General features: G+C 73.1%; 18 protein-coding genes. 3 read left to right on the top strand and 15 right to left on the bottom strand.

Translation table 11 applies throughout. The features are described 5' to 3' along the window. Window positions 1-2 precede the first annotated feature (2 nt). The 9 genes from MOV08_RS32765 to MOV08_RS32725 form a co-directional block, all read right to left on the bottom strand. Window positions 3-509, bottom strand: a complete 507-nt coding sequence (locus tag MOV08_RS32765; RefSeq protein ID WP_275309917.1) for a DinB family protein — start codon at window positions 507-509, stop codon at window positions 3-5. A 265-nt stretch (window positions 510-774) separates the two neighbouring features. Continuing rightward, the gene (locus MOV08_RS32760) at window positions 775-1,683 is read right to left on the bottom strand and encodes a TrmH family RNA methyltransferase (RefSeq protein ID WP_275309916.1); all 909 of its coding nucleotides are present in this window, start codon (window positions 1,681-1,683) and stop codon (window positions 775-777) included. Between the two features lie 53 nt (window positions 1,684-1,736). Continuing rightward, on the bottom strand, window positions 1,737-2,975 hold the full coding sequence (gene cobA, locus MOV08_RS32755; protein WP_275309915.1) for a uroporphyrinogen-III C-methyltransferase: 1,239 nt from the start codon (window positions 2,973-2,975) through the stop codon (window positions 1,737-1,739). A 253-nt stretch (window positions 2,976-3,228) separates the two neighbouring features. Then, window positions 3,229-7,284, bottom strand: coding sequence for a nicotinate-nucleotide--dimethylbenzimidazole phosphoribosyltransferase (cobT, locus tag MOV08_RS32750; RefSeq protein WP_275309914.1), 4,056 nt, complete (start codon window positions 7,282-7,284; stop codon window positions 3,229-3,231). Between the two features lie 235 nt (window positions 7,285-7,519). Continuing rightward, window positions 7,520-8,749, bottom strand: a complete 1,230-nt coding sequence (gene cbiE, locus MOV08_RS32745; protein ID WP_039637963.1) for a precorrin-6y C5,15-methyltransferase (decarboxylating) subunit CbiE — start codon at window positions 8,747-8,749, stop codon at window positions 7,520-7,522. Between the two features lie 169 nt (window positions 8,750-8,918). Next, a complete protein-coding gene (locus tag MOV08_RS32740; protein WP_039637962.1) occupies window positions 8,919-9,554 on the bottom strand; it encodes a GNAT family N-acetyltransferase in 636 nt (211 codons plus the stop codon). Window positions 9,555-9,836: 282 nt separating this feature from the next. Continuing rightward, on the bottom strand, window positions 9,837-10,694 hold the full coding sequence (locus MOV08_RS32735; protein WP_275309912.1) for a MetQ/NlpA family ABC transporter substrate-binding protein: 858 nt from the start codon (window positions 10,692-10,694) through the stop codon (window positions 9,837-9,839). Between the two features lie 100 nt (window positions 10,695-10,794). Further along, on the bottom strand, window positions 10,795-11,529 hold the full coding sequence (locus tag MOV08_RS32730) for a methionine ABC transporter permease (RefSeq protein WP_039637961.1): 735 nt from the start codon (window positions 11,527-11,529) through the stop codon (window positions 10,795-10,797). Further along, window positions 11,526-12,584, bottom strand: coding sequence for a methionine ABC transporter ATP-binding protein (locus MOV08_RS32725; protein WP_275309911.1), 1,059 nt, complete (start codon window positions 12,582-12,584; stop codon window positions 11,526-11,528). Before MOV08_RS32725 ends, MOV08_RS32730 begins: the two co-directional genes overlap by 4 nt. Window positions 12,585-13,228: 644 nt before the next feature. On the opposite strand from MOV08_RS32725, the gene MOV08_RS32720 reads away from it, so the two are divergent. Next, window positions 13,229-13,597, top strand: coding sequence for a hypothetical protein (locus MOV08_RS32720; protein ID WP_275309910.1), 369 nt, complete (start codon window positions 13,229-13,231; stop codon window positions 13,595-13,597). Further along, complete coding sequence (locus tag MOV08_RS32715; protein WP_275309908.1) at window positions 13,590-14,051, top strand: hypothetical protein; 462 nt, start codon at window positions 13,590-13,592, stop codon at window positions 14,049-14,051. Before MOV08_RS32720 ends, MOV08_RS32715 begins: the two co-directional genes overlap by 8 nt. A 49-nt stretch (window positions 14,052-14,100) precedes the next feature. Here the strand turns inward: MOV08_RS32715 and MOV08_RS32710 are convergent, their stop codons facing one another. Further along, a complete protein-coding gene (locus MOV08_RS32710) occupies window positions 14,101-14,589 on the bottom strand; it encodes a GNAT family N-acetyltransferase (protein WP_275309907.1) in 489 nt (162 codons plus the stop codon). Between the two features lie 196 nt (window positions 14,590-14,785). Further along, window positions 14,786-15,967 carry a glycerophosphodiester phosphodiesterase gene (locus MOV08_RS32705; protein WP_275309906.1) on the bottom strand — a complete coding sequence of 394 codons (1,182 nt, stop codon included), beginning with the start codon at window positions 15,965-15,967 and terminating at the stop codon, window positions 14,786-14,788. A gap of 315 nt (window positions 15,968-16,282) precedes the next feature. On the opposite strand from MOV08_RS32705, the gene MOV08_RS32700 reads away from it, so the two are divergent. Continuing rightward, the gene (locus tag MOV08_RS32700; protein ID WP_275309905.1) at window positions 16,283-16,954 is read left to right on the top strand and encodes a lysophospholipid acyltransferase family protein; all 672 of its coding nucleotides are present in this window, start codon (window positions 16,283-16,285) and stop codon (window positions 16,952-16,954) included. A 65-nt stretch (window positions 16,955-17,019) separates the two neighbouring features. On the opposite strand, the gene MOV08_RS32695 is transcribed toward MOV08_RS32700, so the two are convergent. From MOV08_RS32695 to argH, 4 genes are all read right to left on the bottom strand, one after another. Beyond that, window positions 17,020-18,990: a bifunctional metallophosphatase/5'-nucleotidase gene (locus tag MOV08_RS32695; RefSeq protein ID WP_275309904.1), complete on the bottom strand. Its 1,971-nt coding sequence runs from the start codon at window positions 18,988-18,990 to the stop codon at window positions 17,020-17,022. Between the two features lie 235 nt (window positions 18,991-19,225). Continuing rightward, a complete protein-coding gene (locus MOV08_RS32690; RefSeq protein ID WP_275309903.1) occupies window positions 19,226-20,854 on the bottom strand; it encodes an MFS transporter in 1,629 nt (542 codons plus the stop codon). Then, window positions 20,851-21,402 carry a TetR/AcrR family transcriptional regulator gene (locus tag MOV08_RS32685; RefSeq protein ID WP_275309902.1) on the bottom strand — a complete coding sequence of 184 codons (552 nt, stop codon included), beginning with the start codon at window positions 21,400-21,402 and terminating at the stop codon, window positions 20,851-20,853. Before MOV08_RS32685 ends, MOV08_RS32690 begins: the two co-directional genes overlap by 4 nt. Window positions 21,403-21,582: 180 nt before the next feature. Next, window positions 21,583-23,010, bottom strand: coding sequence for an argininosuccinate lyase (argH, locus tag MOV08_RS32680; protein ID WP_039637949.1), 1,428 nt, complete (start codon window positions 23,008-23,010; stop codon window positions 21,583-21,585). Window positions 23,011-23,094 lie beyond the last annotated feature (84 nt).

Genomic DNA, 23,094 nt, shown 5'->3' with positions numbered 1-23,094 from the left:
ATCTAGCCGCCGGTGGTGCCATCGAGCATCTCGCGCAGGATGTCCAAGTGGCCGTTGTGGCGGGCGATCTCCTCGGTGAGGTGGAGGAGGATCCAGCGCAGGTCGACATGGAGACCGTCGCGGATGGCTCGCTGGGCCTGCTTGTCCAGGCCACTCCCGGCGACCAGTTCGCGGTAGCGGGCGCTCTGTTCCGCGTATTCGTCGAGCAACTGCGTGAGCGGGAAGTCGACGGCGATACGCATCTCGCGGTCGGGGTCCTCATCCGTCATGGGAGCCCGGTCTTCCTCGCCGAGGAAGACCACCTGGAACCAGTAGTACTCGACCCAGCGGAGGTGGTTGATCACTCCGCTCATCGTCATCAGCGGTGAGCCCGGCAGGAGCGCCTTACGGGCGTTCTCCGCAGAGACGCCATCACACTTGGCGCGGGCGGTGTCACGTGCGTAGTCGAGAAAGGTGGTGAGCTGGGTATGCTCGTCCCACGCGGGCGGCGTGTCATCGATTCTGGTCATCGCGCGAAGCGTCCCCGATCACCACGACCGGTGTCGAGGCATTTATCGACGGTCCCAACCTGATCCATCTAGCTCCTTGCCTGGCGGGTCGCTACAGCGATTCAGCGCCAGTGGGCCGTCCGGCATGATCCGCCGGACAGGCCCTAGCCACGTATGCAGTACGAGGCTTCATGAGCTGTGCCCTCGTGGAGCCTCGCACGACGGACGTCCCTTGAACGCCGACAGCAATGACGAATCCCCCGGCGCGCCCTACTGGGCCAGTTGATCACCGCAGCGTGTAGAAGCTGATCGCTGCCGCAGCAGCGATGTTGAGGGAGTCAACTCCGTGGGACATGGGAATACGTACCCATTCATCGGCGGCTCGCAGCCAGTTCGGCGAGAGCCCGTGCCCCTCAGAACCCAGCATCACTCCGAATTTTCCGAGTTCCTCTTGGTTGACCTCGTCGAGCAGTGTTGCCTTCACGTCGGGCGTCAATGCCAACATTTTGAAGCCTGCTTCCCTCACCACCTCAAGGGCGCGAGGGCCAGGTTCAAGTCGGGCGTAGGGGATAGTGAACACCGCGCCCATGGAGACCTTCACGGCCCGCCGGTAGAGCGGGTCGGCACAGTCAGAGGACAGCAGCACAGCGTCGATGCCCAGGGCGGCAGCGCTTCGGTACACCGTGCCCAGGTTCGCGTGGTCCACGATGCCCTCCAGGAGGGCGATCCGGCGAGGTGGCGCCACGTTTTCGCAGGTCAGAGCCCCTTGCGCCCTTGGGTATGATGCTGTGTCACACATGTTGGTGTGGTCGTTGACCGCCTCCATGACCGCGATCCGGCGGGTGCCGGCGAGGAGTTCGGCGGCCGTGGGCAGCGGCTTGCGCTGCATGGAGGCGAGCGCGCCGCGGTGCACGTGATAGCCCGTCACCCGCTCGGCGAGGTCCGGGCTGACGGCGTAGACCGGGGCCGGGACCTCGTCGATGACGTCGCGCATGACGTCGACCCACTTGGCCGAGAGCAGCATGGAGCGCATCTCGTAGCCGGCGTGCCGGGCGCGGCGGATGACCTTCTCGCCCTCGGCGATGAAGAGTCCTTCGGCCGGTTCGCGGCGGCGCCGCAGCTCGACGTCGGTGAGGCCGGTGTAGTCGCGCAGCCGCGGGTCGTCCGGGTCATCGACGGTGATGATTTCTGCCACGGGGAGATAGTGCCTTGTCGGTGTCGAGGAGCCTATGCCGGGGAGCGGTCCGGTTACTGGGCGGGCGCGGCGGGGGTCAGGGCGACGACCTCGCCGATGACGATGACGGCCGGCGGGCGGACGCCCTCGGCCCGTACCGTCTCGCCGAGGGTGGCGAGGGTGGCGTCCACGCGGCGCTGGGCGGCGGTGGTGCCCTCCTGGACGACGGCGACCGGGGTGTCGGCGGGGCGGCCGCACTCTATGAGCTTGGCGGCGATGGCGCCGCTGTTCTCCACGCCCATCAGGACGACGAGGGTGCCGCGCAGCTTGGCGAGCGCCGCCCAGTCCACCAGGGAACGCTCGTCCTCCGGGGCGACATGGCCGCTGACCACGGTGAACTCGTGGGCGACACCGCGGTGGGTGACGGGGATGCCGGCGGCGCCGGGGACGGAGATGGTGCTGGAGATGCCGGGGACGACGGTGCAGGGGATGCCCGCGTCGGCGAGCGCCTGGGCCTCCTCCATGCCGCGGCCGAAGACGAACGGGTCGCCGCCCTTGAGGCGGACCACGGCCTTGCCGGCCTTGGCGTGCTCGATCAGGGCGTTGTTGATGGCCTCCTGGGCCATGAACCGCCCGTAGGGGATCTTGGCGGCGTCGATGACCTCGACGTGCGGCGGGAGTTCGGCGAGCAGGTCGCGCGGCCCGAGCCGGTCGGCGATGACCACGTCCGCCTCGGCCAGCAGCCGACGGCCGCGGACGGTGATCAGGTCGGGGTCGCCGGGGCCGCCGCCGACCAGCGCCACACCGGGGGTGTGCGGGCGGCGGTGGTGCGGGGCGGCGATGCTGCCGTCGCGCAGGCCCTCGACGATGGCGTCGCGGACGGCGGCGGAGCGGCGCGGGTCGCGGCCGGTGAGGACGGCCACGGTGACGCCTTCGCTGCGGCCGGTGGCCGGCGTCCAGGCGGTGGCGGCCTCGGCGTCGTCGGAGCGGACGGCCCAGACGCGGCGCTCCTCGGCCTCCTGGGAGGCGGCGGCGTTGGCCTCGGGGTCGTCGGTGGAGATCAGCGCGTACCAGGCGCCGTCGAGGTCGCCGGCGCGGTAGCGGCGGCGCTCCCAGCGGAGTTCGCCGGCGTCGGCCATCGCCTCGACGGAGGGGGTGGCGGACGGGGAGACCAGCAGGACGTCGGCGCCCGCGGCGAGCAGCGCGGGGAGCCGGCGCTGGGCGACCTGGCCGGCGCCCAGGACGACCACACGGCGGCCGGACAGCCGCAGTCCGACGGGGTAGGCAGCGTGTTCGGCAGCAGGCTCGGCCATGGTGGGGTGGGCTCCTTGTGCGGTGGTGCGAATTCGACGACCGTTCAGTCGCTGCGGCGCCGGAGCGGCTGAGGGGTGGTGCGGCCCTTCGGGGCGTGCCCGTGGGAGCTTACGGCCCCAGCCCACAGCCTAGGGCCTGTCGGCGCGCTCCCGCCGTGCGCCCGGAGGGACGACAGACGGGGGTGCGCCGACAGGCAGGGGGCTGCGGGCCGGGGGTCATGCGGGGCGGCCTCGGCTGGGGTCGGCCCCGGTGTCAGCTCTTCTCGGTGACTCCGGCGGAGTCGAAGGTGGCGACCTCGTGCATGGCGCGGGCGGCGCTCTGCACGACGGGCAGGGCGAGCAGGGCGCCGGTGCCCTCGCCCAGCCGCAGGTCGAGGTCGACCAGCGGGCGCAGGCCCAGCTTGTTGAGGGCCGCGACGTGGCCGGGCTCGGCGCTGCGGTGGCCGGCGATGCAGGCGGCCAGCGCCTCGGGGGCGATGGCCCGGGCCACCAGGGCGGCGGCACCGGCGCTGACGCCGTCGAGGATCACCGGCGTGCGCAGGGAGGCGCCGCCGAGGATCAGACCGATCATGGCCGCGTGCTCCAGGCCGCCGAGGGCGGTGAGGACGCCGATCGGGTCGGCCGGGTCCGGCTGGTGGAACTCCAGGGCGCGGCGGACCACCTCGACCTTGCGGGCGTGCGTCTCGTCGTTGATGCCGGTGCCGCGGCCGGTGACCTCGGCCGGGTCGACGCCGGTGTAGACGGCGATCAGGGCGGCCGAGGCGGTGGTGTTGGCGATGCCCATCTCACCGGTCAGCAGCGCCTTGTTGCCGGCGGCGACGAGGTCCCGGGCGGTCTCGATGCCGACCTCGATGGCCTTGAGGGCCTCCTCCTGGGTCATCGCCGGGCCCTGGGTGAAGTCGGCGGTGCCGGGGCGGACCTTGCGGGGCAGCAGTCCGGGGGTGGCGGGCAGGTCGCCGGCCACACCGACGTCGACCACGCAGACCTCGGCGCCGACCTGGTTGGCGAAGGCGTTGCAGACCGCGCCGCCGCCCAGGAAGTTGGCGACCATCTGGCCGGTGACCTCCTGGGGCCAGGGGGTCACGCCCTGGGCGTGCACGCCGTGGTCGCCGGCGAAGATGGCGACCGCGGCCGGCTCCGGGATGGGCGGCGGGCACTTGCGGGACAGGCCGCTGAGCTGCGCGGAGATGATCTCCAGCATGCCGAGCGCGCCGGCCGGCTTGGTCATCCGCTTCTGCCGCTCCCACGCCTCGCCGAGCGCCTTGGCGTCCAGCGGGCGGATGCCGGCGAGGGTCTCCTGGAGGAGGTCGTGCGGGTCCTCGCCGGGCAGGGCGCGGCGTCCGTAGGTCTCCTCGTGGACGACCCACGACAGCGGGCGGCGCTTGGACCAGCCGGCCTGGAGCAGTTCGGGCTCGTCCGGGAACTCGTCAACGTAGCCGACGCAGAGGTAGGCGACGATCTCCAGGTGGTCGGGCAGGCCCAGTTCGCGGACCATCTCCCGCTCGTCGAAGAAGCTGACCCAGCCGACGCCCAGGCCCTCGGCGCGGGCGGCGAGCCAGAGGTTCTCGACGGCGAGCGCGGAGGAGTACGGGGCCATCTGCGGCTGGGTGTGCCGGCCGAGGGTGTGGCGGCCGCCGCGGGTGGCGTCGGCGGTGACGACGATGTTCACCGGCGTTTCGAGGATGGCCTCGATCTTCAGCTCGCGGAACTGCTTGGCCCGGGCCTTGGGCAGCGACTTGGCGTAGGCGTCGCGCTGCCGCATGGCGAGCTCGTGCATCTTGCCGCGGGTCTCGTCGGAGCGGATGACGACGAAGTCCCAGGGCTGGGAGTGGCCGACGCTGGGGGCGGTGTGGGCCGCTTCCAGGACGCGCAGCAGGACCTCGTTGGGGATCGGGTCGGAGCGGAAGCCGTTGCGGATGTCGCGGCGTTCGCGGATGACGCGGTGGACGGCGGCGCGCTCGGAGTCGTCGTAGCCGGGCGCGGGGGCCGTGGCGGGCGCCGGCTCGGCGGCAGGGGCCTCGGCCGGGTGCGTGTCGTCGCCCTCGGCGTGTTCGACGAGCTGGGCGTCGTCCTGCTCGTGCGGGCGGGCTTCGGCGGCGACGGGGTCGGCTTCGGGGGCCTGCGCTGCCTGGTCGGCGGCGGGCTGCGGCGCGGCGACGGCCGGCTCGGGGGTCGCCTGGGCGGGGTCCTGCGGGGCGGGGGCCGCCGCGGCGGGCAGGGGTGCCTGGTCGGCGGTCTCGTCGGCGGCCGGCGGGGCGGGGGCCTCGGCCGGCTCGCCGGGGTGCTCCGGGGCGGCGTCGGCGGCCGGCGCGGGCTGCGCGTCCTCGGGGGCGGGCTGCGGTGTCGCCGCCTCCTCTGCGGGCTGCCGGCCCGCGGCGTCCTCGGGGGCGGTGGGCTCCGGCTGTCCGGCGTCCTGTGACGGCGTTGCGACTGCCTCTATGACGGGCTGCCGGGGCGTCTGCTCCGGGGCCGGCGCGGCGTCGGCTTCCTGGGGGGCGGGCGTGGCGTCCGCCGGGGCCGGCTCGACCTCGACGGGGGCCGGCTCGGTCTCGACGGCGGCCTGCTCGACCTCGGCCACGGTGCCGTCCTCGACGGGCTGCGGCGCGGTGGCCTGGCCCTCGGCGGTGGGGGGTTCGGGCTGCGCGGCCGGGGTGGCGGCCTCGGGGGCGGGCTGCTCGGCCGGGGCCTCGGGCTGCGGCTGATCCGCCGTCGGGGCCTGGACCGGGGCGTCGGCCGCCGGCTGCTCGGCGGGCTGCTCCACCACGGGCTGGGCCTCGGGCTGGGCCGCGTCCTGCGGGGCCTGGGGCGCCTCGGCGGTCGCCGGCGCCGGCTGGGGCTCGGCGGCCGGCGGCTGGACGGCCTCCGGACTCGCCACCGCGGCCTCCTGCGCCGCCGCCTCGGGCTGCTCGGGAGCGGCCTCCGGCGCGGCCTGGGCCGGGGTGGGCGGGTCCGCGACCGGCTGCGCGGCGGCGGCCGGCTCGGGGGCGGTCTGCTCCGGTGCGGGCTGCTCGGCGGCGGGCTGCTGAGCGGCGGGGTCCGGGGCGGCGACGGCCTCGGTGGGCGCGTCCACGGCCTGCGGCTGCTCGGCAGCGGGCTCCGCCGCCGGGGCCTGCGCCTGGGCGGCGGGGTCGGTCTCGACCGGCTCCGCGACGACCGGGGCGGCGGCGTCCTCGGCGACGGCCGGCGCGACCTCGGTGGGCACCGGCGCGGGCTGCTCCTGCGGCTGCGCGGCCGGTACCTGCTCGGCCGTCGGCTGGTCGGCGGGCAGCTCGGCAGGCGGCTGCTCGGCGGTGGGCTGCTCGGCGGGCGTGCCCTCCTGGGCGGGCGGCTGTGCCTCGGGCGCGACCGCTTCGCCGCCGGCCGGGGCGACCGGGGCGGCCGTCGGCTCCGCGACGGGCACCGCGGCGACCTGGGCGGACGCCTCGCCCCACGGCTGTACCTGGGCCGGCACATGGGACGGGATCTCGCCCAGCTGCGGGCCGGGCAACGGGCCCTGGCCCGCTGCCCCGTAGGACTGCTCGGCGTACAACTGGCCTTCGTAGGGCTGCTGGCCGTACGGCGTCACCGGGGCGGCCGGCGACTCCTGGTGGGCGGTGTCCACGGGGGCGGCCTGCTCCGGGAACGGCTGGGCGGGCACGGCCTGCGCGGCGGCCGACCCGTCGTCAACCGGCTGCGGCTCGACGGCCGGCGCGGCGGCGGGCTGTTCCTGGGCGGGGAGCGGTACCGGCTGGGGGGTCTCGGCCGGGACGTCGAGGTACTCGGGGCCGCCGGTCGGGCGGGCGCTCTGCCGGACGGCCTGCTGGGGCGCCTCGGCGGGCCCGCGGTCGGCCAGCGAACGGACCACGCCGCCGGTCGCGTCCGGGACCGGCGGGCCCATGTGGAGCGGGCGGCGGGGCGCGGCGGCGGTCTGCTCGCCGGCGTGCGCGCGGACCTGCTGCGGGACGGTGGGCTGCGGGGCGCGGACGGCAGTGAGGTCGACGGCGCCGGTGTCCCGGCCGCCGCTCTCGTGGTCGCCGGCGGCGGGGTCGAACGGCACGGCCTGCTGCGGCGGTACGGCCTGCGGTTGGGGAAGCGGCTGGGCGGGCTGCGGCATCTGCTGGGCGCCCTGCTCGCTCCAGGCGCCCTGGGCACCGGGCATCAGCAGGTCGTCGTCCTCGACGACGCCGTCGGCCGGGCCGAGGTAGGGATAGTCGCCGGGGTGCTGGGTGGGTCCGGGGTCGGCAGGGGTGGGAACGGCCTGCGGCTGCCCGCGGTGTCCGCCTGCGTTCTCCGGCTGTCCCTGGCCCGGGACCTGGCCGGTGTCGGTCATGCGTACCCCTCGCCCACTGCTAGTGCTCCTTCCAACCGCTCGTGCGACGCGCCGACCGGTGCGCACCGACGCCCCGATAGCGAGAACGAGCGAGCACGCCTCCCGGCACGTCCGCACTCAAGTGCTTCATTTTCGTCCAAAACCACGGCAATTTCCGGATATTGGCGTACGAAGCCGAACGCGGAACGGCGGCGCAACGATCCGCCAGCCTACCGCGCGCGGGTGGCCTTCCTGGTCACGGGTGAGGAACGCGATAGCCGCTCAGCAAAAACACCACAGAGCGTTCACGTTCGACCCAGACGGAGGTGTCGAGTTCCACGGACTGCAGAAGGGCGCACTCGACTTCGTAGCCGCCGTCGGCGAGGGCGCGGCCGAGCGCCTCGGCCTCGTCGCGGGTGGCGGCGTGGGTGACGATCCGTTCGGGGCGACGGGTCGCGCAGGCGGCGACCACGGCCGCTCCCCCGGCGCCGACGCGCACCACGTCGGGCTCCGGGAGGTCCTCCAGGATCTGTGGTGCCAGGCCGTGCACGGCCTGGAGTTGGACGCCGTACCGGCGGGCGAGGGCGGTGGCGCGGCCGCAGGCGTCGGGGTCGGCGTCGACCGCGATGACCGCGGCGCCGAACCGCGCGGCCTCGACCGCCGCGGCCCCGCTGCCGGACCCGATGTCCCAGACCAGGTCGCCCACCCGCGGCCCGAGGCGGGCGAGTTGGGCGGTGCGCAGCTGGACGGCCTCGCCCTCGCCGAGTGCTCCGCCGTAGGCGCGGTCCGGAAGTCCCCAGCCGCGCGGGCCGGTGGGGTGGCCCGCGGCGTTGCCGGGGGTTCCGGCGATCCAGCCGGTGCCCTGGGCGGCGGCGCCGGACGGCGAACCGCCGACGACGATGACGACGTTGGGGTCGCGCCAGACGTGGTCGGCGACCTTGTCGGATGTGAGGACCGTCACCCGTTCCCGTTCGGTGCCCAGGTCCTCGCAGATGACGAAGGTGCGGTGCACGCCTTCCAGGAGGAGGGCGAGTTCGGCGGGTCCGGCGCCGGGCGAGGTGAGCACCGCGACCTTGGGGTGGGCGCGGCAGACGTTGACCGCGCGGCGCAGGTCGCGGCTGTGGGCGACGACGATCTGGGCGTCGTCCCAGGGCATGCCGGCGCGGGCGAAGGCGGCGGCGACGGAGGAGACGGCCGGTACGACCTCGACCTCCAGGCCGTATTCGGGGTCGCGCAGGGTGCGGACCACGCCGAAGAAGCCGGGGTCGCCGTCGGCGAGGACGACGGCGGTGCCGCGGTGCTGGGCGATGCGGCGGGCGGCGAGGGTGGCGCTGCCGAGCCGGATCCGTTCGGCGGCCGGCGGGACTTCGGGCAGCGCGAGGTGGTGGGCGGCACCGGCGACGAGGGTCGCGGCGGCGAGGGCGGAGCGGCCGGCGGCGGTCAGCGTCGAGCCGTCCCATCCGATCACCGTGACCCGGTCGGCCATACTCGTCAGTCTCCTGGGGCTGGTGGGAATTCCTGGGGCGGTTGACGGGTGCGGTGGCCGCCGTCCGGGGGTGCTGCGGGGTGCCGGTCCGCGCTGGTCGGGGCGGGCCCGGCCGCCGTCCGGCAGGCCGAGGGTACCCCGGCGACCGGGGGTGGGAGGTGCCGCGCGGTCAGTTCCACTCGGGGTAGGCGAAGCCGTTGGCGTCGACCGTCCGGGCGGGCGGCCCGTCGAGGTCTTCGGGGAGCAGGCTCCAGAGGATCTGATCCGTGCGGACGTCGGTCCAGCCGCCGTCGTCGGCACGGGTGCGGGCTATGCAGGCGTTGCGCAGCACGCCCTCGCTGATGCAGCCGATCTTCTGGGCGACCTGTTGGGAGGCGGTGTTGCCGGCGGCGGTGCGCAGCTCCAGGCGCTCGAACTTCTGGTCCTCGAAGAGCCAGCGGGCGGTGGCGAGGGCCGCCTCGGAGGCGTAGCCCTCGCCGCGGGCCCAGGAGGCGACGATGTAGGAGATCTCGGTGGAGCGGACCCGCCAGTTGGTGTGGCCGAGCTGGACGATGCCGACCAGGCGCTGGGTGAGGAACTCGGTGACCGCGAGGTCGAGGCCGCGGCCGGCGATGCGTTCGGTGGGTGCGTACGCGGTGACCCAGGTGCGGGCGGCGTCCTCGGTGTACGGCTGGGGCACCGCGGTCCAGGCGGCGACGAGTTCGTCGTTCATCATCGCGGCCAGGGCGGGGATGTCGTCCTCGTCGAGCGCGCGCAGCACCAACCGGTCCGTGCTGAGGGAGATGTCCGGAAAGGTGGATGTCATGCCGCTGCTCCAACGCCGTTGACTGGGGTGCCCCGGGATGTCGCGGGCCGTGTGCACCGCGCGGCCGGGGCCGTCCTGACCGTCTTGAATGCACCAGCATGCAGCATGGGCCCGCGGGCGTGCCACGCGCCCGGGCCCCGTCCGCGCGGGCGGGCGCGGCCGGGGCCCGTGACCGCGGCCGCCCACCCCTGTGGCAGGGGCGGGCGGCGCGGAGAGGAAAGGGAGGCACGGTGGGGCGGCCGCGTGGAGCGGGGACGCGCCCCGCCTCCCGGTATCGGGGCGTCAACCCTTGACGGGACCGAAGGCCGGGATGACCGAGCCGTCCTTGTACTTGTCCTCGATGAACTTCTTGACCTCGTCGGAGTTGAGGAGCTTGGCGAGCTTCTTGATCCGCGGGTCGTTCTCGTTGCCCTGCTTGACGGCGAGGAAGTTGGCGTAGGGGTTGCCCTGCGCCTTCTCCAGCGCCAGCGCGTCGCTGGAGGGCTTGAGGTGGGCGCCGACCGCGAAGTTGCCGTTGATGACGGCGGCGTCGACGTCGGCGAGACGCGGCGCGGTCTGGGCGGCCTCCAGCTCGGTGATCTTGATGCCCTTGTTGTCCTTGACGTCGGTCAGCGTGGCGTCGGAGCCGACGCCGGGCTTGAGGGTGATCACACCGTTCTCGGCGAGCAGCTTGAGCGCGCGGCCCTCGTTGGACGGGTCGTTGGGCACCGAGACGGTGGAGCCGGCCTTGAGGTCGGAGAGCTTGTGGATCTTCTTGGAGTAGACGCCCAGCGGCTCGATCTCGACGTTCACGACCGGGACGATGTGGGTGCCGTTCTCCTTGTTGAAGGTGTCCAGGAACGGCTTGTGCTGGAAGAAGTTGGCGTCGACCTGGCCGTCGTCGGTGACCTTGTTGGGGAGCTTGTAGTCGTTGAAGGTCTTGACGACCAGCTTGAGACCCACCTGGGGCGCCAGCTTCTCCTTGACGTAGTCGAGGATCGTCGCGTGCGGGGTGGGGCTGGCGGCGATGACCAGCGGGGCGTTCTTGTCGCCCTTGTCGCCGCTCGCGCTGACGTCGGAGGGGGCGCTGCAGGCGCTCGCGCCGAGGGCGACGGCGGAGGCGGCGGCTATCGCCACGGTGGTCTTGATGGTGTTACGCACGAAGAGTGCCTCTTTCTTGTGCACACGGGGATCCGTGTGGGCTGCGCCCGGCAAAGGGTCCGGGCTTTGGGGATGCGGGTGACGCGGGTGGTGCGTGGGGTCAGGCGGCCTCGGTGACCCGGGTCGGCTCCTCGGTGCGGACCCGGCGCAGGCCGACCCGCAGGGCGGAGGAGCGGGTGCCGCGGGCGGCGAGCCGGCGGACGATCAGGTCGCCGAGCAGCTGGACGAGGGTGACCAGCAGGATCAGCTCCACCACGGTGATGATCATCAGCGAGGTCTCGTACTGCTGGTAGCCGTAGGTGTAGGCGAGGTTGCCCAGTCCGCCGCCGCCGACCGCGCCGGCGATCGCCGAGTAGCCGATCAGCGTGATGACGGTGGTGGTGACGGCCGCGATCAGGGCGGGCAGCGCCTGCGGGAGCAGCACCTTGAAGACGACGGTCCAGGTGCCGCCGCCCATCGCCTGGGCGGCCTCGACCAGGCCGTGCTCGACCTCGCGCAGCGCGGCCTCCACCAGGCGGGCGAAGAACGGGATGGCGGCGATGGCGAGCGGCACCACCGCGCCGGTCGGGCCGATGGAGACGCCGACGACGAGCCGGGTGAAGGGGATCAGCACCACGATCAGGATCAGGAACGGGAAGGACCGTCCGATGTTCACGATCGCGCCGAGGACCTTGTTGACCACGACGTTCTGGAGCATCGCGCCGCGGTCGGTCAGGTGGAGCAGGACGCCGACGGGAATGCCGATGAGGACCGCGTAGAACGTGGACCACCACACCATGAAGAGGGTGTCGAGGGTGTTGTCGTACAGCAGCGGCTGCATGTCGTTCCAGCTCACTTGGCATCTTCCTTCTGGAGCGGGGTGGTCGCCGGGGCGGCGTCGGCGGCGGCGCCGTCGACGACGTCGACCTGGAGGCCCTGCTCGCGCAGGTAGCCGATGGGCACGACGTTGTCCTCGAAGCGGCCGGGCAGCTCGATGCGCATCCGGCCGACCTGCCTGCCGCCGATGGTGTCCATGGCGGCGCCGAGGATGGAGATGTCGACGTTGTAGGTGCGGGCCAGCTCGGAGATCACCGGGCGGGTGGCGGCCGCGCCGTGGAAGGTGACGTCGACGACGGTGCGGTCCTCGGCGGAGGGCTCGCCGCCGACCGGGAACAGCTCGCGGGCCAGCTCGGAGCCGGGGGTGGCGAGGAGCTCGGCGACGGTGCCCTGCTCGACGACCCGGCCGCCCTTCATCAGCGCGGCGGAGTCGCAGATGGTCTTGACGACGTCCATCTCGTGCGTGATGAGGACGACGGTGAGGCCGAGCTGCTGGTTGAGGTCGCGCAGCAGCGTCAGGATGGAGCGGGTGGTCTCCGGGTCGAGGGCGCTGGTGGCCTCGTCGGAGAGCAGCACCTTGGGGTCGCCGGCCAGGGCGCGGGCGATGCCGACGCGCTGCTTCTGGCCGCCGGAGAGCTGGGCGGGGTAGGCGTCGGCCTTGTCGGCGAGGCCGACCAGGTCCAGGAGTTCCAGCGCCTTGGCGGCGCGGTCGCGGCGGCCGACCTTGAGGATCTCCAGGGGCAGTTCGACGTTGTCCTGGACGGTGCGCGAGGACAGCAGGTTGAAGTGCTGGAAGACCATGCCGATGTGGCTGCGCGCGGCGCGCAGCGCGGCGCCCGCGCGCAGCCCCCGTCCGCCGAGGGCGGTGAGGTCCTGGCCGGCCACGGTGACCGTGCCGGAGGTGGGGCGCTCCAGGAGGTTGAGGCAGCGGATGAGGGTGGACTTGCCGGCGCCGCTCTGGCCGACGACGCCGTACACCTCGCCCTCTCGGACGTGCAGATCGACGCCGTCCAGGGCGGTGACCTCACGGCCTCCCGATCGGTAGACCTTGGTCAGGCCCGTTGTGGTGATCACAGGGGAATTCCGTCACTGTCGAGTGCTCGGCGGCTGGCCCGCCGGGCACGGGGCATTCTTGCGAGTGCGGCAGGGGGAAACGGGGAGCGGCGGTGGGCGCGGGGCCCGGCTCCTGGTTCCGGTGACGCGGGGCGGCCGATGGCGCCGGGGTGCGACGTTCGGCTCATGGCGGGAGGTCTCGCTTCGGGGCGCGAGGCTCGGACGGGGGCCCTCAGCGGTCACACATTCGACACATGCAACGAGCACCGGGCGCGGGAAGCGCCTCGGTCGCAGGGGTGCGGCTGCTCGTCGTGGTCATGGCGGTCAGTAAACCAGACAGCGGTGTGGCCCGATCAAGCCTGTCCGTATAGCGGACGGCGGCGACCGGAGCCTGGACCGGGCCCCGCCCGCCCCGGATGATCTCGGCCGGTCCGCGCGTGGCCTGCGCGGATGCCGCCGGCGGGGCGGGGGCACGGCGCCCGGTCGGCCGGTGCGGTGCGGGGCGGGCTGTGGCCAACGCCACGGCCGCCGGGGCGGCGCCCGTCCCGGCGGGTGCCGCGTCCGGCCGCGGCGGGGCCGGACGCGGTGCCCGGCCCGGCGCCGATTAGCATCGGGCGCATGCCCCACAACCCCACGGCGCGCGGCCGCCTCGCCCGGAGGCCGCGGTGATCGACGCGCTGACGCTCGCGGTCGGCGTGACCGCTCTCGCGCTGGCCGCCTGGTGCGGCCTCGCCGCGTACCGCAACGAACCCACCAAGGACTGGCACTTCATCGGCATGGCCGTGGTGTCCGTGCTGTGCGTCGTCCAACTGGCCGTCGCCGTCGTGCAGTTGGCGCGCGGGCAGCACCCGGACAAGGGCACCGCGCTCTTCCTGGCGTATCTGCTGGGGGCGGCCGCGTGCGTCCCGGCGACCGGGTTCATGTCGCTCTCCGAGCGCACCCGGTGGGGCTCGGCCACCGTCGCCGCGGGCTCCGTGGTGCTGGCCGTTCTGGAAGTACGGCTCTTCGACATCTGGGGAGGCGGCAGTGCCTGAGACTGCGCCGAGGACCACGGCGGCCGGTGCCGCGGACGAGAACACCGGCCGGGATCCGGTCACGAAGCTGGGCGCGGGCCCGGGGCGGCTGCTGGTCACCCTCTACGGCGTCTTCACCGTGGCCGCCGCGTCCCGCTCGCTCTACCAGCTGATCGCCCAGTTCGACCGCGCCCCGCTGGCGTACCTGCTGTCGGCGGTCTCCGCGCTGGTCTACGGCTTCATCACGTTCTCGCTGGTGCGCGGCGGTGAGGGGGCCCGGCGGGCGGCGGTGGCCTGCTGTGCGCTGGAGCTGATCGGGGTGGTCGGCATCGGCACCTGGACGCTGGTGGACCCGGCGGCGTTCGCGGACTCCACGGTCTGGTCGTACTTCGGCATGGACTACCTCTTCATCCCGGTCGCGCTGCCGGTCACCGGGCTGATGTGGCTGCGCCGGGCCCGTACGGCGACGGCGTAGCGCACGGTCGGACGTCCGGGCCCGCCGTGGACGCGGGCCCGGTCCCGGGTCACGGCGCGGCGCTCGGCTCCTTCTCCAGGGTGACCAGGCTCAGCCGGTGGGTCAGCTGCTCGGTGCCGACCGGCGCGTAGCCGTGGTTGCGGTAGAGCCGGAGGTTGCCCTCGCTGCGGTGGCCGGTGAAGAGGCGGTAGCGCTTGGCGGAGCGCTCCTCGGCCAGCCGCCGCTCGACGGCCGCCAGCAGCCGGCCGCCGAGGCCGTGCCGCTGGAGCCGGGGGTGCACGATCAGCTTGCCGATCTTCGCGGTGCCGTCGGCGTCCACGGTGCCGCGCACCGACCCGACGACCTCCCGGCCGAGTCTGGCCACCATGACGCAGCCCTCGGCGAGTTCGGCGCGCAGGGAGTCCAGCGTCTGGGTCAGCGGCTCGATGCCGTAGTCGTCGTAGAGCGCGGCCTCGGCCTGGTAACAGAGGTACTGGAGTTTGAGGATCTGCTCGCCGTCGTCGTCGGTCGCCGTCGAGATGGTCACGCTCGTGCCCATGCGCGTCTGCCTCCCCTTTTTGGGTTCGCTGTCCGCTTCCGGACTCCCCGGCATTCGGCGGTGGCAATCTCCGCCGCGGGCATTCTGCGCAGGCATTCGGGACAAGCGGAACGGACCGGCGCCAAGCTCCCCTGTGACATTCCCAACTCGGATGAGTACGCGGGTGGATGGGGCCGGGCGCCGGTCCGGGCGCGGCCTAGTGCCGGCGGAACTCCTCGGCGGCCAGCAGCGCGGTGTCCGGGTTGTCGGAGAAGAGCCCGTCGATGCCGGTGGCGAAGAGCGCCTTGAAGTACGCGAGCGAGTTGCCGTAGTCGCCCGGGTTCTTGCCGACCCTGAAGTCCAGCGGCAGGAAGGTGTTCTCGTTCCGCACGGTGTACGGGTGGAGGACCAGACCCGCGGCGTGCGCGTCACGGACGAGGGTGGTGGGCTTGCCGAGCTTGCCCTGTTCGTCCTGCGCGATGATCTGCGGCAGCCAGGGGCCGATGCCCTGGGCGAAGCCGGAGATCCACTTGAGCCCCTCGGGCGTGAGGAGGTCGGCGGTGGTGCGCGGGTCGCCGGACTCGACGAAGTCCCAGGGCTTGACGGAAGGCTCGTCGAGCAGGACGACCTTGGGGCACTTCACGCCGAGTGTGCCGAGCCGCTGGATGCTGCTGGGCTCGAAGGACTGCACGAAGTTCGGGGCGTGCGCGGTGTGCCGGCCGTAGCGGCGCAGCAGCTTGGCGAGCGGCTCCTCGATGCCCAGGCCCAGCTTGCGGAAGTAGGTGGGGTGCTTGGTCTCGGGGTAGATCCAGACGGGGCGGCCGCGGCGACGTCCCTCGCGCTCGGCCCACTGGAGGACCTCTTCGAAGGTGGGTATCTGCCAGTGGCCGTTGTACAGGGTGTTGTGCTGGCGGACGTCGGGGATGCGCTCCTTGGCGCGCAGGGTCTTCAGCTCGGCGAGCGTGAAGTCCTCGGTGAACCAGCCGGTGAGCTTCTTGCCGTCCACGGTCTTGGTGGTCCTGCGACCGGCGAACTCGCGGTGGTCGGCGACGTCGGTGGTGGCGGAGATGTCGTTCTCGTGCCGGCAGACCAGGTGCCCGTCCTTGGTGGGGACGAGGTCACCGGCCTCGATGACGTCCGCGCCCATGTCGAGGGCCAGTTGGTAGGAGCCGAAGGTGTGCTCGGGGCGGTAGCCGCTGGCGCCCCGGTGGCCGACGACCAGCGGGACCGGCAGCTTGTCGGGCCGTCCGGCGGGCGCCGGCCGGGCCGCCGGGCCCGCCGCCCGCTCCGCCGGGCCGGCGGCCTGGGCCTGTCCCGCGCCGGCCAGTACCGCCGCCCCCGCGCCCAGGGCGGCGGCTCCCAGTACTGTCCGCCGCCCCGGCTCGTGCCGCTTCTCCATGCCCGTGCTCCTCGTTCTGCGTCGTGCCCCGGCCGGCCCGGTGATGTTCCGGGTGTTCCAGGGCGTTCCGGTGTATCAAGGTGTCCCGCGAGCTGTATACGCACATCTCCCGGAAGCGCCTTGATCGTAAGCACGGACGGGTGATGCCGGGGAGACGTGCGGGGGTACCGCGCGGAACATGGACGTGACGCACGTCAACTCTGCGTATCGGCCCCGTGAACCCGATGTGCGCGCGGGAGTGACCCGCGAGTATGGTCCTGGGCTGCAGAGCGCTGCGTCGCCCTGATCCTGTCCAGCCACGACCCGGAGGGCCCGTTGTCCCGCATTGTGCTGAAGGCGATCCTCGGACTGATGATGCGTGTCCTGTTCCGCCCGAAGGTCGAGGGCATCGAGCGGATTCCGGGTACCGGCTCGGTGATCATGGCCGGGAACCACGTCACGTTCATCGACTCGATCTTCCTCAGCCTCGTGGTCAAGCGCCCGGTGTTCTTCATCGGCAAGGACGAGTACGTCACCGGCAAGGGGATCAAGGGCCGGCTGATGGCCTGGTTCTTCACCACCGCCGGGATGGTCCCGGTGGACCGCGACGGCGGACACGGCGGGGTGGCGGCGCTGATGACCGGCCGCCGGATCCTGGACGAGGGCCACGCCTTCGGCATCTACCCGGAGGGCACCCGCTCCCCCGACGGCCGCCTGTACCGCGGCCGGACCGGCGTCGCCCGGCTCGCGCTGATGACCGGCGCCCCGGTCGTCCCGTTCGCCATGATCGGCACGGACAAGGTGCAGCCCGGCGGCAAGGGCCGTCCGCACATCGCCCCGGTGACCGTGCGGTTCGGCGAGCCGCTGGACTTCTCGCGCTACGAGGGCATGGACCGGGACCGCTATGTGCTGCGGGCGGTCACCGACGAGGTGATGAGCGACGTCATGGAGCTGTCCGGCCAGGAGTACGTCGACGTGTACGCCACCAAGGCCCGCGCCGCCGCCTGACCCGTCCCACGCCGCCAGGGGCCCCGTCCGTATCCCGGACGGGGCCCCTCGCCGCTACCGGGCGGTCAGCAGGGCACCTGGAAGCCGCCGGGCGCGCGCTGCCCCTCGGCGTCGCCGGTCAGCGCGGCGCGCAGGGCCACCTCCGGGCGCGGGACGTGGTGGGCGTCGGCCTGCAGGAGCTGCTGGTGCTCGGCCACGGAACCGACGTGGGCACCGGGGCGATGGGCGTTCTTGGCCATGACGCGGTTCGGTTCGGACGGGGACAGCCTCCGCCGGGTGCGGACGTAGGAGACGAAGCTCTCGAAGTCCCGGGTGTGCCGGACGGGTTCGGTGAAGCCGGTGAAGGCGCTGAACCCGTCCTGGTTGATGAGGGTGTAGGAGGGTGCGGCGAGGCGGTAGCGGCGGGCGGGGTCCAGCGGCTCGCCGTCGACGAGGACGTCGGCGGGGTCGATCCGGTGGCCGGCCGGGCCGGTGGCGTCGAAGGTGTAGCGGACGTTGCCGGAGACGGCCAGCGGGGAGAAGGACATCCCGCCGCCGGGGGTGGGGGCCCACTGCTGTTCCAGGGCGTCGTGGATCTGTCGGCCGGTGACCGTGACGGTCATGATCGGGTCGCCGAAGCCGACCGCGTTCCACGCCTGCCCGAAGGTGACCACGCCGTCCGACGCCTCGTCACGCACCAGGTCGCCGGCGATGATCGCGGCACCGACCCGCGGGGCCAGCGCGATGACGGCGAGTTCGGCGGGGACGTTGCGGTGCCCTCCGCGGTCGTCCATCGGGCCGTGCGGTCGGCCGCCCGCCCACAGTGCCCAGTCGGCGACGAGGTTGCCCATGGTGGACTCCCCCATCGCGTTGCGCCGCCGGGTGAACGAGGCGGTCTGGGTGCCGATACGGGCGCGGGCGCGGCGGGCGCCGTAACCGGCCCAGTAGTCGGCGATCGACTTCAGCTCCGGATCCGGCGTCACATCACGGGTGTTGGGGTGGTTGACGGAGGTGGTCAGCTCCCGGATCACCCTGCCCGAGACCGGGTCCAGCCGCAGGTTGATCTCGTTGATGATCTGGCCGTAGCAGCCGGCCTCGACGAACGGGCGGGGCACGCCCTTGGGGTCGGGCAGCATCATGGTGAAGGCGCAGTGCCAGTGGCCGGTGACGATGGCGTCGATGGCGGGCGAGACCCGCAGCGCCAGTTCGTAGGCGGGGCCGGAGGGGTTGGTGCCGCTTTCGAAGTTGCTGCCGGCGACCGCGCCGTCGTGCATGCTGAGGACGATCGCGTTGACGCCCCGGCTCTTGAGGGCCGCCGCGCAGCGGTTGGCGGTCTCCAGTTCGTCCAGGGTGCGCAGTTGGGGCTGGTAGGAGCCGGGGAAGGACTCGGTGCCGATGGCGGTCAGGTGGATGAAGCCGATCGGCAGCCGGCGGCCGCGGCCGGCGTCCACGTGCACGATGTTGTACGGCGGCAGCACCCGTTCGCCGGTGTCGTGCCAGACCATGTTGGCGCTGTAGTAGGGGAAGTTCGCGCCGCGGAAGCGGTGGCCGGTGGAGTCGGTGAAGGAGACGTCGCGGCCGACGACCGGGAACGGCCGGCCGCGCTCCATGTGCTCCCGCAGGAAGACCGTCGACTTGTCGAACTCGTGGTTGCCGGCCGAGGCGAAGTCCATCTGCAGGGCGTTGAGGGCCTCGATGGTGGGCTCGTCGGCGAAGGCGGCGGCGTCGAACTCCCAGCCGGAGAAGAGGTCGCCGGGGGCGAAGAAGAGAGAGTTGCGCCGTCCGGCGCGCAGCCGCTCCAGGTGGGCGGCCATGTAGGCGACGCCGCCGACGGTGTGGCGCTTGCCGCCGGTGCCGGTGATGACGGAGTTGGCGCCCGGGGCGCCCTGTAGATAGCCGTGCAGATCGGTGATGTTGAGCAGCTGGACGTCGACGTACTCGTCGGCCGTGGCGGCGTCGCGGGCGTGGCCGGTGGCGTAGGCGTTGCTGCCGATCGCGCTGGCGGTGGCCATCGCCCCCGCGGCGGTTACGAAGGACCGTCGTCCGATGTCGCGCACTGCGTCACTCTCCTGAGCGGGTCCGACCGTTGGGGGGACGACGCGAGAGTCAAACGAGCCGTGCGGGACAACCGGTCACCAGGACGCGTACCGGGCGTGAACGGCAGGGGACAGTCGCCCCCAGGGGCGTGTCCTGTGGATCATGGCCGGTGCGCGCGGTCACGATCCACGGGACACGCCTGTGCGGGGGCAGGGGGCGGGGTGGTGTCCCTCGTTCGCCCGCCGGGTGGGGCCCTTACGGGTGCCCGTTCGGGCCACCGGCGGTGGAGCCGGAGCCGGCCACCGGAGCGGCCTCGGCCTCCGGCGCGGGCTGCGGCTCCGCGCTGTCGGCCAGGGTCTGGCCGCGGAGCAGGAACCACGCGGCCACCGCGGCGCCCAGCAGCACCACCGCGCCCAGTCCGGCCGCGGTGTCCACGCCGTTGACGAAGGAGTCCTGAGCGGCCTTCAGCAGGGCGGCGCCCTGCTCGGCGGGGAGGTGGGCGGCGGCGTCCACGGCGCCGCCGAGCGAGGAGCGGGCGGCCTCGGCGGCGTGTTCGGGCACGCCGGCGGGGACGCTGAAGCCCTGGTACATGCTGGTGACGATGGAGCCCAGCAGGGCGATGCCGAGCGCGGCGCCCAGCTCGTAGGCGGTCTCGGAGACCGCGGAGGCGGAACCGGCCTCCTCCTTGGGCACGCTGGAGAGGATGACGTCGGCGGTGACGGTGAAGGCGAAGCCGGCGCCGACGCCCACGACGAAGAGGATGACGCACAGCGCGAGGGTGCCGGTGTCGGCGTGCAGGGCCATGCAGCCGGCGAGCGAGAGGCCGACCACCGCGAGGCCGCCGGCCACCACCAGGCGCACCGACAGCCGGCGGGCGACCCAGCCGGCGGCCAGGCCGGCGCCCACCGCGCCGACCGCGGCCGGGAGTTCGACCAGCCCGGCGTTGAACGGCGAGCGCATCTGCACCATCTGGAGGAACTGGGAGAGGAAGAAGACCAGACCGGACAGTCCGAGGATGGTCAGCAGGTCGGCCAGCACCGCGCCGGAGAAGCCCCGGTGCTGGAAGAGCTTCATGTTCAGCAGCGGCGAGGCGAGGGTGTGCTGGCGGCGGACGAACAGCAGCAGGGCGAGCACGCCGATGACGGCGGCCGGCCCGATGTCCCAGCGGAAGCCGTGCACCGCCGCTTCCTTGATGGCGTAGACGACGCCGACGATGCCCACCAGCGACAGCACGACGCTGGGGACGTCCCACGGACCGGGGTCGGGGTTGCGGGACTCGGGGATCACCTTGGCGCCGACGACGACCAGCAGCGCCATCACCGGGAGGTTGATCAGGAAGACCGAGCCCCACCAGAAGTGGCCCAGCAGGAAGCCGCCGAGGACCGGCCCGACCGCCGTGCCGGCCGAGGCCATGGCGCCCCAGATGCCGACCGCCAGGCTGCGTTCCTTGGGGTCGTGGAAGAGGTTGCGGATCAGGGCGAGGGTGGAGGGCATCAGCGTCGCCCCGGCCACGCCCTGGAGGCCGCGGGCGATGATCATCATCGACGGGCTGGTGGCGTAGGCGGCGAGCACCGACAGCGCGCCGAACGCCACCGAGCCGATGAGCAGCAGCTTCTTCCGGCCGATCCGGTCGCCGAGGCTGCCCATGGAGACCAGCAGTCCGGCGATGACGAACGAGTAGATGTCACCGATCCACAGCAGCTGGGTGCCGGACGGCTTCAGGTCCTCGCTCAGGAACGGGGTGGCCAGGCCGAGCACGGTGGCGTCGACGCCGACCAGCAGGACCGCCAGGACCAGGACCGAGAGGGCGAGCCAACGGCCCGGCCGGGGCTGGTCGTCCACATGGGCCGAACCAGCCCGCCTTTCGGCTATGGGATCGCTCATTTCTCCATGCTCCGTCGGATGCCGCCGAGCAGCAGCTCGGCGATCGAGTGGTCGAGGTCGTTCCGGGCGACGCGGCCTTCGTGCACCGCCCAGGCGCCGGCGCCGAGGAGGCCGTAGAACGCCTCGGTCAGCCAGATCGCGCTGAGGTCGACCCGGAAGGTGCCCTCCTCCTGGCCGCGCCGGAACAGTGCGGTGAGCCGGGCGTCGAGCTGGGCCCAGCCGGCGTTGACCGGCTCGTTCTCGAAGAGCTGGTTCTCGGTGAAGAGGAAGGCCAGCACGCCGGCGACCGGCTCGGCCTCGCGGACCAGTCGGCGCAGCGCGCCGGCGGCGTCCCCCTCGTCGAGCCGGGCGGTGTCGATGGCCCGGGCGAACCGCTCGATCCCGTGCTCCTCCAGGGCGCGGATCAGCGCGTCGCGGCCCGCGAAGTGCCGGTGCAGGGTCGCCCGGCTGATGCCCGCGGCGCGGGCGATCTCGTCCATCGACGTCGTCGCGCGCCGGGCGAGCAGGGCGGCGGCTTCGGTGAGTACGTGTTCTCTGTCCACGGGCATGAGACAGAGGATACCCGAATGAGACATTGACGTCTCATTCAATTCCGCGCTGTCGCATGCGGGCGCCCTCCGGGCCACCGCGCCGGGCCCGGCCGGGCACCACGGGAAACGCGAGGGCGGCCGCACCTGATCAGGTGGGGCCGCCCTCGTCGGCCGGCGCGGGCCGCGCCGGCCGCGCCGTCACTTCTTGGCCGCGGCCCACTCCTGCTGCCGCACCAGGTCCGCCCGCACCTCGGCGAGCTGCACCGCCACCGCCGACGGCGCGGTGCCGCCGCGGCCGTCGCGCGCCGCGAGCGCACCGGGGACGTTGAGGACGCCCCGGACCTCGGGCGTCAGGTGCGGCGAGATCTTGGCGAACTGCTCGTCGGTCAGCTCGTCCAGCTCGATGCCCTGCGCCTCGCACTCCTTGACGCACTCGCCGGCCACCTCGTGCGCCACCCGGAACGGCACGCCCTGCTTGACCAGCCACTCGGCGACATCGGTGGCGAGCGAGAAGCCGGCCGGCGCCAGTTCCTCCATCCGCGCGCGGTTGACGGTCAGCGTGGCCATCATCCCGGTGAACGCCGGAAGCAGCACCTCCAGTTGGTCGCAGGAGTCGAAGACCGGCTCCTTGTCCTCCTGGAGGTCGCGGTTGTAGGCGAGCGGCAGGGCCTTGAGCGTCGCCAGCAGCCCCGTCAGGTTGCCGATCAGACGCCCCGACTTGCCCCGCGCCAGCTCCGCGATGTCCGGGTTCTTCTTCTGCGGCATGATCGACGAGCCGGTGGAGAAGGCGTCGTGCAGCGTGACGAAGGAGAACTCCTTCGTGTTCCAGATGATGACCTCCTCCGCGATCCGGGAGAGGTTGACCCCGATCATCGCGGTGATGAAGGCGAACTCCGCGACGAAGTCCCGGGAGGCCGTGCCGTCGATGGAGTTCCCCGCCGAGCCCCGCTCGAAGCCCAGGTCCGCGGCGACCGCCTCCGGGTCGAGGCCGAGGCTGCTGCCGGCCAGCGCGCCGGAGCCGTACGGCGAGACCGCGGTCCGCTCGTCCCACTGCCGCAGCCGCTCGGCGTCCCGGGACAGCGACTGCACATGGGCGAGCACGTGGTGGGCGAAGAGCACCGGCTGGGCGTGCTGGAGGTGGGTGCGGCCGGGCATCGCGACGTCCGGGTGCGCCTCGGCGAGGCCGATCAGCGCCTCCTGGAGGTCGGCCAGCAGCCCCCCGACGATCCGGGCGTGGTCCCGCAGATACATCCGGAAGAGCGTGGCGACCTGGTCGTTGCGGGACCGGCCGGCCCGCAGCTTGCCGCCGAGGTCCGGGCCGAGCCGTTCCAGCAGCCCGCGCTCCAGGGCGGTGTGCACGTCCTCGTCGGCGATGGTGCCGGTGAACGAGCCGTCGGCGACGTCCCGTTCGAGCCGGTCCAACCCCTCGATCATGCGGGCCAGTTCGTCGGCAGTGAGCAGTCCGGCCTTGTGCAGCACGCGGGCGTGCGCGCGGGAGCCGGCGATGTCGTACGGGGCCAGCCGCCAGTCGAAGTGGACGGAGGCGGAGAGTTTGGCCAGCGCCTCGGCCGGTCCGTCGGCGAAGCGACCGCCCCAGAGCCGGACGTCGCCGTTGTTGCTGCTCACTTGCTGTGCTCCTCGTCGGTGGTGGATTCACGGCGAGCGCCGGACGGACTGACGATCAGCCCGTTCGGCGCTCGAACGGCGGGC

Origin of the sequence: Streptomyces yunnanensis, from assembly GCF_029011865.1 — a bacterium.
GTDB lineage: Bacteria > Actinomycetota > Actinomycetes > Streptomycetales > Streptomycetaceae > Streptomyces > Streptomyces yunnanensis.
Note: the sequence above shows the minus strand (reverse complement) of the source record. Positions and strands in the feature narration are given on the sequence as shown.

Coding starts and splice junctions, on each gene's coding strand:
- MOV08_RS32740 (WP_039637962.1), bottom strand. CDS start 9,554: ATGACATCCACCTTTCCGGACATCTCCCTCAGCACGGACCGGTTGGTG.
- MOV08_RS32705 (WP_275309906.1), bottom strand. CDS start 15,967: ATGGAGAAGCGGCACGAGCCGGGGCGGCGGACAGTACTGGGAGCCGCC.
- MOV08_RS32685 (WP_275309902.1), bottom strand. CDS start 21,402: ATGCCCGTGGACAGAGAACACGTACTCACCGAAGCCGCCGCCCTGCTC.
- MOV08_RS32690 (WP_275309903.1), bottom strand. CDS start 20,854: ATGAGCGATCCCATAGCCGAAAGGCGGGCTGGTTCGGCCCATGTGGAC.
- MOV08_RS32710 (WP_275309907.1), bottom strand. CDS start 14,589: ATGGGCACGAGCGTGACCATCTCGACGGCGACCGACGACGACGGCGAG.
- cobA (WP_275309915.1), bottom strand. CDS start 2,975: ATGGCCGAGCCTGCTGCCGAACACGCTGCCTACCCCGTCGGACTGCGG.
- cobT (WP_275309914.1), bottom strand. CDS start 7,284: ATGACCGACACCGGCCAGGTCCCGGGCCAGGGACAGCCGGAGAACGCA.
- cbiE (WP_039637963.1), bottom strand. CDS start 8,749: ATGGCCGACCGGGTCACGGTGATCGGATGGGACGGCTCGACGCTGACC.
- MOV08_RS32765 (WP_275309917.1), bottom strand. CDS start 509: ATGACCAGAATCGATGACACGCCGCCCGCGTGGGACGAGCATACCCAG.